Genomic DNA, 14,272 nt, shown 5'->3' with positions numbered 1-14,272 from the left:
TTTAAAAAGTAGGCCCTCTTCCAATCACTTATTTGCAGAAAATCGAAGTAGCTGTGTTAATCCTGGTTCTAAATTCATTTCGCCTTTATGGCGTACATATACACCCTTGTTCCCATCAAATTTCGGAGGATTCCCTAGATTATACGTCAGCCACTCGTTCGTTCCTTCTACAGAGTACTCCATATACTCCGTTGCACCGACGATTACGTTTTTACTATCATCAGCGGTTACATTTGGTGCCATTTGTGCGACTTTCGCATCACTAATTAATAGCTTCTTTATATCCTTATCACGTTTATAATCGTAAGCTGTTACGATCACATCATTACCATATGCTTTCACTTGCAATCCTTGTTTAAATGAATAGCCATCAGGAGCAGTCTTCTCTCCTCCATTTGGTCCAGCCGACATCCAGCCCGTTTCAATCCCACCCGTATTTACCACAGTAAATCCTTTTTTATCTCCGCCTGCAATTTTCTTTTTACCAGCCCAGTCTGGCAAGTTTAAATCCCAATGTGTATGACTCGTGAAGAAAACGACCTGTGGATAGTCTTTTAATATATCGTACAACTTATCGACGTTTAAATAATCTTGTAAATACGGCGATTGCCTTGATCCAGATACTGTATCAGGTAAAACGTGATGAGAGAAAATGAAGATTGGCTTATTTTTATCTTTTTGACTGTACTCTTCTAAATTTTGTTTTAACCAACCTAGTTGCTCATCACTCATATATACTTCGTCCCACATTTTTGAATCGTGGTATTTCATATATTTTTCAGTTCCTAAAAATAGAAGCGGATAACCGTCTAATTCTTTTTTATGATATACCTTTTCTTGTCCACTAAATTTCAGATAGCGGTTAAATACAGTTTCCTCAGTTACACCATTTGGCCATGTATTTTGAGAAAGTTTCCCATCAGCCGTCCATTTACCAGCATAAAACTCATGATTCCCAACAGTTGACCATACATTCTCGGGATGCTTATTTTTATTTAACACACGCTTCACATCATCATATTGAGACTGTTGTCCAGTTGGCGTTATATCCCCATTCATAATAAGCGCTCTAGAAAGTGGCGTCACTTTGTTCATATCTTTTAATACGTGATCAAAATCTCCTAAATCACCTTGAATGTCACTAATAACGTTAAAAGTTGTAGCTGACTTTCGAACTTGCTCTTTCCCTTCCGCATGTGCTGAAAACGTCGGTAATAATGCCGTCATAACCACTAACGAAGCAACTGTCTTTTTCATACAAATTCTCCCCCTAATAATAGAATGTACAAACTGACATGTTCTGCTTTCTCTTAGGTGCTTGTCCAATTCACATTATAGGGAGGCATTGTAAAGATAGATGGAGTTAAAAGTTAAGTGTTTTTTAAGAGATTTTGTCGTTTTCACACGCCCCATTCAACAATTAACACTAATTTTTCTATTAACCTACTAATATTAACTGAATGTAAATTTATACGATAAATCACTTCGTTTAATATGTTGTGTTTTAATTTCCTTTACACAATTTCAATAAAGTACTTTACCATTTTAAATTCTCTTCATTAATCCTCAATTTCTATTCCAGCTTGTTTAAATGGTTCTAATACTTTTGGGTAACACATTGAAATATATTCCACTGTTTTTAAATTTTTTAGATTTTGAAATCCTTCAACAGATATAACATCAAATAAACTGTCTTCACCGTCCCAATCAGGCTTTAAAATATGATAAATTTCATTCCCACCATCAAAGCAAAGGGATTCAATCTTTTCCAAATCACTTATTTCCAAAGTTAACTCTTCTAAAAAATCTCTGATTTCAACAATTGGTCCAGCTCCTGCATACCATTCGAAATTATTCGTATACTTATCTATTAAGTCTTTCAATTCCTTTTGAAATAGTGGCTCTTTATCTAATAAAGCTTCAATTACCACTAATTTAAAGTTAAAATCCTGAAACATTTCACTCTTTCCCATTTTAAATTCCTCCAATGTTATAACATCCTTATCCAAATTGTTACAAGTAAAACATATCCAATTGCAGCTTCTTTATTTCTTTCAATATCACATTAAAAAGGGATATGCTTAATTGCATGTCCACAATCGAGGTTAATTTCTAAAATATGCGTTATTAAAATCATTATATAACATAATTGTTATTTTTATTGAATATTCTGTTCATTTACATAAATACACCCCACATTCTTCCTGATATTTATTTAGATGTAGCAACTTATGTAGCAATATACCTATCATTATCTTTTTCAATAAATCCCATCCTTTTGTTTTCCACAAAAAAAGACACAGAGATCGCTCACCATGCCTACTAATCCCCTACTTCTTCACCGCATGCACATAATGCACCGTCTCGAAAGCTTTTAAATAATCGTTTCGTCCTTCAAAATATAATTTATTTATGTCTTCTGGCGATAAATGTTCATAAATGAGTAAGCCCGCCTTTTCTAACAGTGCTTCCATTTCAGTGTAAGAAAAACATGATTTCATCGGTTCCCCGCCTACCGCAGCCATTTTCACCATATTTTCCACTCGATTGGACAGTCCTTTTTCCGTAAAGAGGTTTTCATCGGGATAATCGAAAACGATAGAGCTCCCTTCTGGAACCATTTCAAATAGACATTCTATTAAACTAGAAAGTTCCTCTTTCGTTAAATAGTACGTAACACCTAAAAGGCTAAAGAAAGTCTTTTTATTTTCAAATCCTTCATTCCTTAACTGTTCATAGGAAAATCCTTTCGTAAAATCCATTGAAACAAAATGAAGGTGATTTGGAACTTCAAGTTCCGCTTCTTTTATTCTTTCCTTCTTAAACTTTTGCGTAGAAGGATGATCCACTTCAAATACTTCTATTTTATTTTCTAATTCTCGGTGTCTAAAACTAAATGTATCTAATCCCGCACCGAGTATAACGTATTGTTTCGTTCCCAGCGTAATCTCGTGTAGTAATACTCTTTCACAATATGCCGCACGTGCTAAAGGTGTTGGTGATAATTGAACTTGTGTAATCCATTTTAATATTTCTTGTGGATTATCTTGAAACTGCTTTGCAATGTCTGTATTGAAAAAATGTATTCCTTGAACCATGTTCATTTCAATGTCGTTACGTTCTTTTTGAGAAATGAACTCTTTAGCTACATAATCATCAAAGATTTTAGGATTATCAAATTCACTATGATATGCCCTTCCGAAAGCTGATACTAACGACGTTACACTTGATTCACCTTTTTTCACGCACATACACTCCTTCATTTTCACAATAAAAATAGGGTTCCCCTGGCCAGGAGAACCCTATTATACACTTTATTTTTATATTGGTAAATTATAGCATAAATAAGTTTTTTTGTCAAGTTTCCAGCCTACTATCACTTCGGCGCTTTGTATATTCTCTAGCAGGAAAATTGTCAATTTACACCGAATCCCCAAATTATAACAATACACATGGAGGTCAATATGAAACGATTCGTCATTATTACAGTAGGAAAAACGCACAGCGGTAAAACTACATTTGCAAAAGCTTTAGAAAAAGAGTTACCCCACTCTTTCGTTATGGATCAAGATAACCAAGCTGAATTTATTAACACGCATTATGAAAAATTACAACCAGCTGAAGGCGCTAATACATTTAAGCACGGTCTTTCTAAATTCATTGTTGATTATGCGAAAGAACATACAAATTTACACCTTATTATTAGTAACTCCAATCGCAGTAAAAATGGAAGGTTATATTTACTAAACGAATTATTTCCACAAAATGAATATGTACGCATACTCGTTCACTTTGAAATTCCAGATGATGTACTTTACGAAAGAGTGGCTCGAAGCACACGAAGTACGAATATTTTTAGAGGTAGTTATTCTAGTTTCAAAGAAGTTCTGAATCGCCAACAGGCTGAGTCACTTCACGAAGATGTTGTAGATCCTATAGAAAACGAGGCTGATTATTTGTTTGTTATCCGCAATAATAAAGATGTAAACTTTACTATTGAAGAAATTGTTCATCTAGCTAAAGATTTGTCCCCTACCCAAAAATAAAAGATTATAAAAATTACATAATCATAGATTATTATGCAAATCCTTCCTCTAAGCGCCTAACATAGTATATAATGATAAGATAATCTACTTCTATATGCTCATTTTTACACAAAACAGTTCATGCATATGAAAGAAAAGAGGTACAAAAATATGAAAACAAAACAAACAATCGCTGCGTCTACACTAGCTTTAGCAATGATTGCTGGCGCAAACTCTGCTCATGCGGAAGTAACTGATGCTACTCCTCAGCAAAGTACGGGAGATCGATTAGCTGAAATTAAGCAACATAAACAAGAGTTAGATGCGAAATTGCAGCAACACAAAGAAAACGTGGATCAAACATTAAATGAACTTAACAAAGTTAAGGAAAATGTTGATACGAAGGTTAATGAACTACATGAACGCAAACAAGTTGCCGATGAAAAAATTAACGAGATTAAACAACATAAACAAGAATTAGATACAAAACTTCAGCAAGACAAGCAAATCGCCGAAGATAAAATCGCTGAAATAAAAGAGCATAAAAAACAAGTAGAAGATAAAGTTGCTGAAGTGAAAGAGCATAAGCAAAATATCGATAATAAGGTTAATGAGATTAAAGAACATAAACAAACTGTCGATGAAAAAGTGAATGAAATGAAGCAACATAAAGAGAACATCGATCAAAAGGTTAATGAACTTAAAGAAGTAAAAAAACAAGTAGATGACAAATTAGCTGAGTTAAAGAAAGCGAAACAAACTGCTGAGGACAAACTTGCTGAGCTAAAAGAAAACAAACCGAATACTGGTAACACGTTAGAGGAACTTAAGAAAATTAAAGGCAATTTAGATAGCCTTTCCGCTAACTTAGAACTAGCTAAACAAGATGTGAAAAATAAACTAGCTGAATTACAAAAAGCTAGAGAAGATTTACTAAATAAAATTAACGAAATTAAACAAACGAAACAAACTGTTTCAGACGATTTAACAAAGAAAAAACAAGACTTAGATATTAAAATCAACGACTTTAAACATACTGAGAAAAAAATTGAGGACAAATTAGCTGAGGTACATACTACGAAGCAAAATGTAGATAACAAAATTAATGAAGTATCTCAATCAAAACAAACAGAAACAAAGACTGGTACTACGAACACAAACAATAACGCTAGAGAACTTCCTAACGCTGGTAGTGAGCAATCAAATAATATGGCTTTAGGTATGTTATCTGTATTAGGCGGCGTTTTATTAGTAACTCGCAATAAAATTAAAACGTTATTCTCAAAATAAAGCCATTATACTTATTAGAAACAATTATACAAAGGCCAACCGCATGTACGGTTGGCCCTTTTCTTTATATTAACTTTCCATCTCTTAGCGTCAATATACGATCACATACATCAAGCATTCTTTCATCATGTGTAATCATAATGGCTGCTTTTTGGCTCTCTTTCACTTCACGTTTCATCATTTCAACAACTTCACGTGCGCGTTTTGAGTCTAAGCTTGCCGTTGGCTCATCTGCTAATATTAAATCTGGGTTGTTCATGAATGCACGAGCGATTGCTACCCTTTGTTTTTCCCCACCAGATAGTTGATTTGGATAATGATTTTTTCTTTCTCCTAATCCAAATGCCGCTAATAAATGATCCGCACGCTTTTCTGATTCTTGTTTACTTTCTTTTTTTAACTTCGCAATGTAAAGTAATTGTTCTTTTACATTTAAATATGGAACAAGATTTGCGAACTGGAAAATGAAACCGATTTTTTTCAAACGAATGTCTGTCATTTCCTTTTCGGATAACTGTGTAATATTTTGCTCACGAATGTAAATATCCCCTTTTGACGGTGATAATAATGCACCCGCGATTGATAATAACGTACTTTTCCCTGATCCAGAAGGACCGACGATTCCGATAAATTCTCCGGCTTTTACATCAAGCGATATCGGATGAAGGGCTGTTACTTCCGTATCCCCTTCTCCGTACACTTTACTTACTTTGTCTAGTTTTAATAATGAAGTCATTACATCCCGCCTCCAATTGCTTCTAGCGCATCAACTTTTAATACTTGATATAACGAAATAAGTGTTCCTAAAATACTAATGACGATAAAGATTGCTGCATATTGTGCAATCATCGGTGTTGTTAATAAGAACGGCATACCTGCTGGTAAAATTGTTTCTAATCCTTGTACAAGAACAATACTAATTACCATCGCAACGATTGATAAGAATAACGCCTGTACGACTAAACTATTTGCTAAATACGAGTTCTTCGTACCAATTGCTTTTAATACGCCTAATTGCTGTGTTTTTTGCAGTGTAATAACGTAGAAGAATACTCCGATTAATAGCGCAGCGATAACAAGTAAGAATGCAATGATCATCGTTAATGTTCCTTGCTCTTCTTTAAACCCTGGAATACTTTGCAGCACTTCTTTTTTGTCAATTACGTGTGCATTTTTAATCTCTTTATCTGCATTAAGTGCAATTGCACTATAATCTTTTTGGTTTGGTTGTGAAATAGCGCCCCATACGTCTTCATTTACATAAACGACTGGTGTATGGCTAAACATTTGATCTTTCGTAAATCCAACGATTGTAAATTCCTTCTTTGAAACAGGATCAATAATTGTATCTCCAATATCGATTCCTTTTTCTTTAATGGATTCATCAGCAACCATCTCGTTGTTTGCTGTGCCTAATTTCTCACCTTTTACAATGTTCGGTTCTAAAAATGAATCACGTTCACTTGAGAAAATCGCAACATCCACTTTTTTCGAACTACCTTTCTTTTCATACGTTGAAACTTTCACACGAAACGGAACAGCCTCTTTCTCGCCTACTTGATTTACTACGTTATCTACATCGTCTTTCTTAATTTGTGAACGAAGTAATTTATTTTCCGCATCATCTGCTAAAACGAACTTATTTGCCTCCATATTTTGAATCGATGAAGCATTATCATATGATAATCCATTTGCTAATCCTGAAATAACAAGAACTAAAAATGATAATAACACCATAATCAATCCGATTAATCCGTATCTTAATTTTGATTGTTTTAATTCACGCAGAGCTAAAAACATTTCGCTCGCTCCTTCCTCTTTCTTTCTATGCACTTATCATAAAAAAGAAATATGAACGGAATATGAACAGAAGATTACAGAAAGTAAGATTTAATTTTCAGAAAGTATTGAAAATAATCGAAATCCTTGATACAATTCAGTCAAATAATCTTGACCGAGTAATTTCATTTAAGGAGTTGATCATTTTGAAGCCCATGTTCACACTTACTACTTATAGCCAACTAAAAGCAATGAGCGATCCACTACGTGTCGAAATGATGATGCGTCTATGCGAACGTCCTTATACAGGGCAACTACTATCTGAGAAATTCGGCATTCCAAGGGCTAAAATTCATTATCATTTAAAGGAATTAGAAAAGAATGGTTTTATAGAAATTGTATATACAGAAGAAAAGAATGGCATCGTTCAAAAGTTTTATCAATCTGTCGCTAGAGGCTTCACCCCTGCCGTAGACCTATTACCTCATTTAGAAATGGTAAGCGAATCTGGCCGCCAAATCTTTTTACAAATGTCAGAAAGAACGAAAAGCCATATTCTCGCTGCACCAGAAGAAGCTTTTACATTACGAAAAGAAAGCGAAGACCCTGCTGATTGGAATTATGTTTCATCTTGCTGGGAATTTGATGCTACGCCAGAACAATTTCAAGTATGGGTGAAAAAATTTCATGAATTGATGGCTGAATTAAATGAAATCGCCAAAGACGCGGATAAAGATCCAAATAGTAAATCTTATTATATTTCTACTACTGCACTTCAAATCGCTGAGAGAACAATGCAGCAATTTATTAAAAAAGAAGAAAAATCGTAATACGATTTTTTTACATAAAGTGAAACTTTAATCAGTGGGGGTTTTCTTTATCCCCCACTGATTATTAGTTGAACCAATCGGACTTTTATGGGCAGCCCGACCCCCACCTAACTTCTTTGCTTTCGCTGCATTTTGAGGTGGGGGTCTTACTGCCCATTAAAGTCGGATAAACGGTCAAATTTATTTTACCGAATAAATTTCTTATAAAGGAGTAGATTAAATGGACATATTGAAAAACCGGAATTTCCTCTTATTATTTTTAGGAAGAATTTTCACCAACATAGGAGATAGCTTATACTATGTAGCCGCGATGTGGCTCGTATATAAGCTAAGTGGTAATCCTTTTTATTCTGGATTAGCTGGTTTTCTTACGTTATTACCTTCTGCACTTCAATTTCTTACCGGTCCATTCGTTGATAGATGGCCAATAAAAAACACCCTCGTCATCACACAAGTACTGCAATGCATTCTGATTTTAATCATTCCTATTACACACTACTTCGATCTATTGACAGTCCAACTACTACTCATCATCATGCCCATCGTAGCCTTTATCGAACAATTCACCTATCCCGCACAATCGAAAGCTTTACCACTTCTACTGCATAAAAAACAATTATTAAAAGGAAATTCACTCTTTTCATTTGCATATCAAGGCATTGATTTAATTTGCACGACGCTTTCTGGCATATTAGTAGCACTATTTGGAGCAATCACTTTATATGTAATCGACTCTTTCACATTCGCGATTACTGCCCTTTTGTTCTTTTCATTAAAAATGCCAAAGCAAACCGAAACGGGCACCTCACTTTCAACGAAACAATATTTCTCTGATTTAAAAGAAGGGTTTTCAATCGTCTTCCGTTCATTAATGGGCGTTTTCTTAATTGGTTCCGTTGTTGCCAATTTTTCAATCGGTATGACGATGGCAATACTCCCTTCTTTCGCTGATTCTTTAGGCGGCGTGAAATCATATGGTTTCTTCTTAGCAGCTATATCCGCCGGCAGTTTAATTGGAGCACTATTCAGTTCATGGGTTGGCAAACGTAACGTTGGCCGCGTCTCCATTATTAGCTTTGCAACTGGCGCTATCTTTTGGTTTCTCTCTACAATTGTACCGTTTCAATGGCTGTCTATTTTCTTATTCGGCCTAGCTTGGATTCCGATTGGAGCCACGAACATATTATTTGCGACAATTAGTCAAATTGTAATTCCAAATCAATATATTGGACGCATCAACTCTGTCATGCGAAGTATGGGCACAATTGCGATGCCGTTCGGTTCTTTAATTGGCGGATACACCGCAAATGTATTGAGTAGCCAACTCATTTTCGCGCTCGCTAGCATCGGGATTTTCTTCATTTCTCTCGTATGGTTACTTCATCCGAAATTACGGGCTTTGCCGAAAGCTGATGAAATTACAGCGGATACTTTTGGGGTGCAGTTTAAGGAAGAGCGCGGGAAAGGTGCGGCTTTATAACAGGAATGGGCGTACGTGAAATTTATATCGGCGATTTTTCAAATATATCAGCGCAACTCGAATTATATCGGCGATTTTCACAATATATCAGCGCAACTCGAATTATATCAGCGATTTTTCGATTATATCGACTTACCGACAAAAAACGACAAAAAGAAGAGGCCGTTTCCAAACAGCCTCTTCCATCTATTTAGGAAGTTCCATCCGAACGGTCGTCCCTTCCCCTTTCGTGCTATAAACTGAAACGTTTCCGTTATGCAGTTCCACAATCTTTTGCACGATCGATAATCCTAAACCGCTACCTTCTACATTTCTTGCCCTTGCTGTATCCACCTTGTAAAAACGATCAAAAATACGATCCATTTCTTCTTGTTCCATACCGATTCCGTTATCGGATATAGAGATTATAACGCTAGACTCTAACTCTTCGACAAAAAACTCAACGGTCCCACCATCGTTTGAAAACTTAATACTATTCGTGAAAATGTTACTCCATACTTGATGAAGAAGGTTTTCGTCACCTTTTATGACGATATCCGGCACATCAAATTCAACGGCGATATCTTTTTCACGCCATTTCCATTCGAGCATAAAAATGACGTCTTTAATTTGCTTCTGCAAATTGAATTCTTTTATTTGTAACACTTTCTCTTCTTTATCTAATGAAGCGAGCGTAAGTAACTGTTTACATAAACTAGACATTCGCTTACTTTCACCTTCAATAATTTGTAAGTAATGATTTCTTTCTTCCACGCTCATCTTTTCTGTTTGCAACGTTTTCGAAAAACCTTGTATAGAAGAAAGCGGCGACTGGAATTCATGTGAAACGTTCGAAACAAATTCTTGTCTCATTTCATCTAATTCTTTTATACTTTTCGTCATCTTTTGGAAGCTTGTAGATAACGTTCCTATTTCATCTTTTCGTTTTACATCTAATTCGATTTCATATTCACCACTCGCAATTTTTTGCGTAGCCTTCGTAAATTTACGAATCGGACGAACGATGTAACCTGCTGCAATCGCTATAAAGATAATACTTAATAGTACGATAAACCCAAGTAATACCGCTAAGAAAATTCGCATTTCGCCAAATTGGTTCTGAATGTCAGGACGAATAAATAAAGCGTACTGTTTATCACCGTGTTTTACCGGGACACCAACACTATTTATTAATTCATTATCGAAAAAACCAGTAATAAATAGGCGAGTCGGATATGTAGAAACACCATTAAACGTTTCACCTTGCAATACTTTATGAACGGTATCATCACTAATAGACGTCTTACGAAACGCATTGCCGATACGCTTTCCATTCTTTTGATCATCGACAATATAAATTTCATACCCTAACTTCGCAATAGATTGTAAGTACGCCTCTTGATTTTCTTCGCTTTGCTTTTCATATAATGACTTAACTTCTTCCGCATACTTTAAAATCTTTTCGCTATTATATGGCTTTAACTTCACTTGATAATATACGTTTGTTAATAAAAAGCCGATTATACTACTAAGTAGCATAATACCGACTGTCATAAATACAAATCTAGAATATAGTGATTTCATCTTATTTCAGCTCCAACTTATAACCGAGTCCGCGCACTGTCGTAATTTGAAAATCATCCGTTCGTTTTGAGAAACGATCTCTTAGTCGCTTCACATGAACATCAACTGTCCGTTCATCCCCTTCAAAATCCATTCCCCATACTAGTTCAATTAACTCTTCTCTTGAAAATGTTCTCCCAGGATAACTAGCTAGTTGTGATAATAATTCAAATTCCTTTAATGGAAGTAAAATCGTCTGCCCGTTACACTTTACTTCAACACCTTTACGATCAATTGTCGTTCCATGGAGTGTAATTATGTCAGCACTTAGCATTTGATAACGTCGTAATAAAGCTTTCATACGGAAAATGACTTCAGCTGGTTCAAATGGTTTTACGATATAATCGTCCGTACCAGAAATGAATCCTTTTTCCTTATCAACTAACTGACCCTTTGCTGTTAATAAAATAACAGGAATATCATGATACTTCCGAATTTCTTCACATAACGTATAGCCATCAACGAACGGCATCATAATGTCCACGATCGCAAGATGAATATTTTCCTTCTCTAATACTTCTTGCGCTACCTTTCCGTCTTCCGCTTCAAAAACTTTAAACCCCTCTTTTTGTAAATGGTAATGCAATAATTCTCTAATATGCTTATCATCATCAGCTAATAAAATATGTATCATCTTCATTAAACCCTCTCTCGTTCATCCTTCTACATCACTACATTAAGAAACAATTGGTTTTTTTGCAAGAAAAAGAAAAGGATTCCTTAGAAGATACATTTCTTATCATTGTGGTCAGCTGCTTTATTTTTCTTATAATTTGATGAAGTACTCTGGTGTACGAATAAGTGATCTATTACTTTTTTAGTAAGTGGCATAAATAAATTCAGTAATAGCCCACCTAAACAAACAGTTAATATAGTTCCAACACCAATTGGTCCATGTAAAATCGTTGCCATTATTAAGAATATAAGATAAATAAATGTTCTTGATATAAAGATATTCGTTCTCGTTAATTCTTGTATGATTAAAGTTAATCGGTCAATTGGAATGGGAGCAAAATTTGTCTGTAAATATATTGCAGTTCCTAATCCTGTAATAACTAATCCGATTCCAAAATAAATCATTTTACTGTACCATATTTCAGGTGTAATTAGATTGCATAATAAAAATAGCCACACATCAATACCAATGCCCGTTATGAATGCTGTTAACAACCCTAGTACTTCTGGTCTTTGTCTTTTTAATATCGAATTACAACATATTAATAATAAAGCTATTATTATTTCCCAGCTTCCCACAGTAAGCCCCACATTTAAAGAAAGTCCTACTAAAAGTGCATCAAAAGGTGAAGTACCAAGATCTGATTGTATTGTGAAAGAAATACCAAGGGTTAATATTAAAATTCCTAATACATAAAAAACATACTTCATTTTAATCAGCCTCTTCATCGTCATTTTTGTTGCATTTACAATAAAAATATTTTATATTAAATGTAACTTCAAATTGTTGCATTTGCAATAAAAAAGAAAGATGAGGAGTTCATTATGAAAGAAATTCTTCGTGAAATTGGCATGATTGCAAGGGCATTAGATTCTATTAGTAATATAGAATTTAAAGAATATGAGCTTACAAAAGGTCAGTATTTGTACCTTGTGCGAATATGTGAAAACCCAGGAATCATTCAAGAAAAGCTATCTGAGATGATAAAAGTAGATCGTACAACCGCAGCCCGTGCCATCAAAAAGCTTGAAATCAATGGATTTATCGAAAAGAAAGAAGATGAATCTAACAAAAAAATCAAAAAACTTTTTCCAACAGAAAAAGGAAAAAACGTCTATCCTTTTATTAAAAGAGAAAATGATTATTCCAATACTGTTGCATTAGAAGGATTTTCGGAAACAGAAGCGGAAACTATTTCTAATCTTCTTCAAAGAGTAAGAAAAAATATAGAAAAAGATTGGGAATTTGTAAAAAAGGGACATAAGAGAAATTATTGATTATATAAAGGAGCTAACTATTCAAATGACTACACATATAGAAAAGTGCACCCTTAAAGATATACACAGACTTCAAGAAATTAGTTATGAAACATTTAATGAGACTTTTAAACATCAGAATTCACCCGAAAATATGCATCATTATTTGGAAAAGGCATTTAACTTAAAGCAATTAGAAAAAGAATTATCCAATATCTCTTCTCAATTCTTTTTTGTCTACTTCAACGATGCAATTGCTGGGTATCTGAAGATCAATACTGATGATGCTCAGTCTGAAGAAATGGGCGATGAATCACTTGAAATCGAGAGAATTTATATAAAGAGCTCCTTTCAAAAACATGGTCTTGGCAAATATCTACTAAATAACGCTATGGAAATTGCAATAGCAAATAATAAAAAGAATATTTGGCTAGGCGTATGGGAGAAAAATGAAAATGCTATTGCTTTTTATAAGAAGTTAGGTTTTGTACAAGCTGGCTCTCACTCCTTTTATATGGGAGATGACGAACAAGTTGACCTTATAATGATTAAAACACTCATATAACTTTTTTGAGAGGTGGGCTATTATGTATATTCCAAAATATTTTAAAGTCACAAATGTTGATGAAATTTGGGAGTTTGTTCAAAAAAACTCTTTTGGAACAATCGTCACAACCAAAAAAGAGAAACCAATCGCAACTCATTTACCTTTTGGGTTAACTAAACAAGGTGATGATTATTTTATTACTGGACATATGGCTTATGGGAACCCCCAGTGGAGAACATTTGAAACTTGTGAGGATGTTCTTGTAATGTTTCAGGGACCGCACTCTTATATCTCTTCTTCTTGGTATGAAAATGAAGAAGTTCCAACATGGAATTATCAAGCTGTCCATATATATGGTAAAGCAAGTATTTTAGATAAAGAGGAATTAATAGATGAATTAACAACAATGCTGAAAAAATATGAAGAGCATCGTGAAAATCCAGTATTATGGGATAAACTTTCCCCCACTCTCTTAGAAAATGAACTGAAAGGTATAATTGGATTTAAAATTAAGGTGGAAGACATTCAGGCTGCATATAAATTAAGCCAAAATCGAAATGAGACGGATTATATTAACATTATTGAGAAATTGTACGATGAAGAAAATCCAGATGCAAAACAAATGGCGGAACTCATGGGGAGTAGATTAAAAAATCACATATAATCCATTGTTATTCAACTCTCACATTTCAAAATTAAAGAACAGACTGGAACGTTCTATCGGCAGTTTTCTTTAAAATGTAAAAGTTCGAACTGAAAGTGAATGGTGTTTAATAAAAAAGAATCT

Annotated in this window: 15 protein-coding genes; 7 read left to right on the top strand and 8 right to left on the bottom strand. The window is 34.4% G+C overall.

Translation table 11 applies throughout. The features are described from left to right. Positions 1–24 precede the first annotated feature (24 nt). From LMD38_RS10970 to LMD38_RS10960, 3 genes are all read right to left on the bottom strand, one after another. Positions 25–1,257 carry a DUF4073 domain-containing protein gene (locus tag LMD38_RS10970; protein WP_062822206.1) on the bottom strand — a complete coding sequence of 411 codons (1,233 nt, stop codon included), beginning with the start codon at positions 1,255–1,257 and terminating at the stop codon, positions 25–27. 302 nt (positions 1,258–1,559) lie between these two features. Continuing rightward, positions 1,560–1,973, bottom strand: a complete 414-nt coding sequence (locus LMD38_RS10965) for a DUF6892 domain-containing protein (protein WP_062822207.1) — start codon at positions 1,971–1,973, stop codon at positions 1,560–1,562. A 357-nt stretch (positions 1,974–2,330) separates the two neighbouring features. Continuing rightward, the gene (locus tag LMD38_RS10960) at positions 2,331–3,251 is read right to left on the bottom strand and encodes a class I SAM-dependent methyltransferase (protein ID WP_062822208.1); all 921 of its coding nucleotides are present in this window, start codon (positions 3,249–3,251) and stop codon (positions 2,331–2,333) included. A gap of 201 nt (positions 3,252–3,452) precedes the next feature. On the opposite strand from LMD38_RS10960, the gene LMD38_RS10955 reads away from it, so the two are divergent. After that, positions 3,453–4,046 (top strand): ATP-binding protein, encoded by a 594-nt coding sequence (locus LMD38_RS10955; RefSeq protein WP_141114915.1) that lies wholly within the window; start codon positions 3,453–3,455, stop codon positions 4,044–4,046. A 150-nt stretch (positions 4,047–4,196) separates the two neighbouring features. Then, positions 4,197–5,315: an LPXTG cell wall anchor domain-containing protein gene (locus tag LMD38_RS10950; protein WP_016717984.1), complete on the top strand. Its 1,119-nt coding sequence runs from the start codon at positions 4,197–4,199 to the stop codon at positions 5,313–5,315. A 64-nt stretch (positions 5,316–5,379) separates the two neighbouring features. On the opposite strand, the gene LMD38_RS10945 is transcribed toward LMD38_RS10950, so the two are convergent. Both LMD38_RS10945 and LMD38_RS10940 read right to left on the bottom strand, forming a co-directional pair. Continuing rightward, a complete protein-coding gene (locus LMD38_RS10945) occupies positions 5,380–6,051 on the bottom strand; it encodes an ABC transporter ATP-binding protein (protein ID WP_061182971.1) in 672 nt (223 codons plus the stop codon). Then, entirely contained in the window at positions 6,051–7,115 is a 1,065-nt protein-coding gene (locus LMD38_RS10940) for an ABC transporter permease (RefSeq protein ID WP_062822209.1), read from the bottom strand. The genes LMD38_RS10945 and LMD38_RS10940 overlap by 1 nt, the downstream gene beginning before the upstream one ends. Before the next feature lie 185 nt (positions 7,116–7,300). Between LMD38_RS10940 and LMD38_RS10935 the strand changes: the two genes are divergently transcribed. Both LMD38_RS10935 and LMD38_RS10930 read left to right on the top strand, forming a co-directional pair. Next, positions 7,301–7,924, top strand: coding sequence for an ArsR/SmtB family transcription factor (locus tag LMD38_RS10935; RefSeq protein WP_062822210.1), 624 nt, complete (start codon positions 7,301–7,303; stop codon positions 7,922–7,924). A 220-nt stretch (positions 7,925–8,144) separates the two neighbouring features. Continuing rightward, positions 8,145–9,404: an MFS transporter gene (locus LMD38_RS10930; RefSeq protein WP_062822211.1), complete on the top strand. Its 1,260-nt coding sequence runs from the start codon at positions 8,145–8,147 to the stop codon at positions 9,402–9,404. Positions 9,405–9,590: 186 nt separating this feature from the next. On the opposite strand, the gene LMD38_RS10925 is transcribed toward LMD38_RS10930, so the two are convergent. The 3 genes from LMD38_RS10925 to LMD38_RS10915 form a co-directional block, all read right to left on the bottom strand. Further along, entirely contained in the window at positions 9,591–10,967 is a 1,377-nt protein-coding gene (locus LMD38_RS10925; RefSeq protein WP_062822213.1) for a sensor histidine kinase, read from the bottom strand. Position 10,968: 1 nt separating this feature from the next. Next, on the bottom strand, positions 10,969–11,646 hold the full coding sequence (locus LMD38_RS10920; RefSeq protein ID WP_016717989.1) for a response regulator transcription factor: 678 nt from the start codon (positions 11,644–11,646) through the stop codon (positions 10,969–10,971). 80 nt (positions 11,647–11,726) lie between these two features. Then, positions 11,727–12,392 (bottom strand): YczE/YyaS/YitT family protein, encoded by a 666-nt coding sequence (locus tag LMD38_RS10915; RefSeq protein ID WP_062822214.1) that lies wholly within the window; start codon positions 12,390–12,392, stop codon positions 11,727–11,729. 114 nt (positions 12,393–12,506) lie between these two features. Between LMD38_RS10915 and LMD38_RS10910 the strand changes: the two genes are divergently transcribed. The 3 genes from LMD38_RS10910 to paiB are packed head-to-tail and all read left to right on the top strand — an operon-like array spanning position 12,507 to position 14,149. Beyond that, positions 12,507–12,959 carry a MarR family winged helix-turn-helix transcriptional regulator gene (locus LMD38_RS10910; RefSeq protein ID WP_016717991.1) on the top strand — a complete coding sequence of 151 codons (453 nt, stop codon included), beginning with the start codon at positions 12,507–12,509 and terminating at the stop codon, positions 12,957–12,959. A gap of 25 nt (positions 12,960–12,984) precedes the next feature. Continuing rightward, a complete protein-coding gene (locus LMD38_RS10905; protein WP_061182978.1) occupies positions 12,985–13,503 on the top strand; it encodes a spermidine/spermine N(1)-acetyltransferase in 519 nt (172 codons plus the stop codon). A 22-nt stretch (positions 13,504–13,525) separates the two neighbouring features. Further along, a complete protein-coding gene (gene paiB / locus LMD38_RS10900) occupies positions 13,526–14,149 on the top strand; it encodes a protease synthase/sporulation negative transcriptional regulator PaiB (RefSeq protein ID WP_000275832.1) in 624 nt (207 codons plus the stop codon). Positions 14,150–14,272: the final 123 nt, after the last annotated feature.

This window comes from Bacillus pacificus, from assembly GCF_020861345.1.
Classification (GTDB): Bacteria; Bacillota; Bacilli; order Bacillales; family Bacillaceae_G; genus Bacillus_A; species Bacillus_A pacificus.
This window is presented reverse-complemented; position numbering and strand designations above follow the sequence as displayed.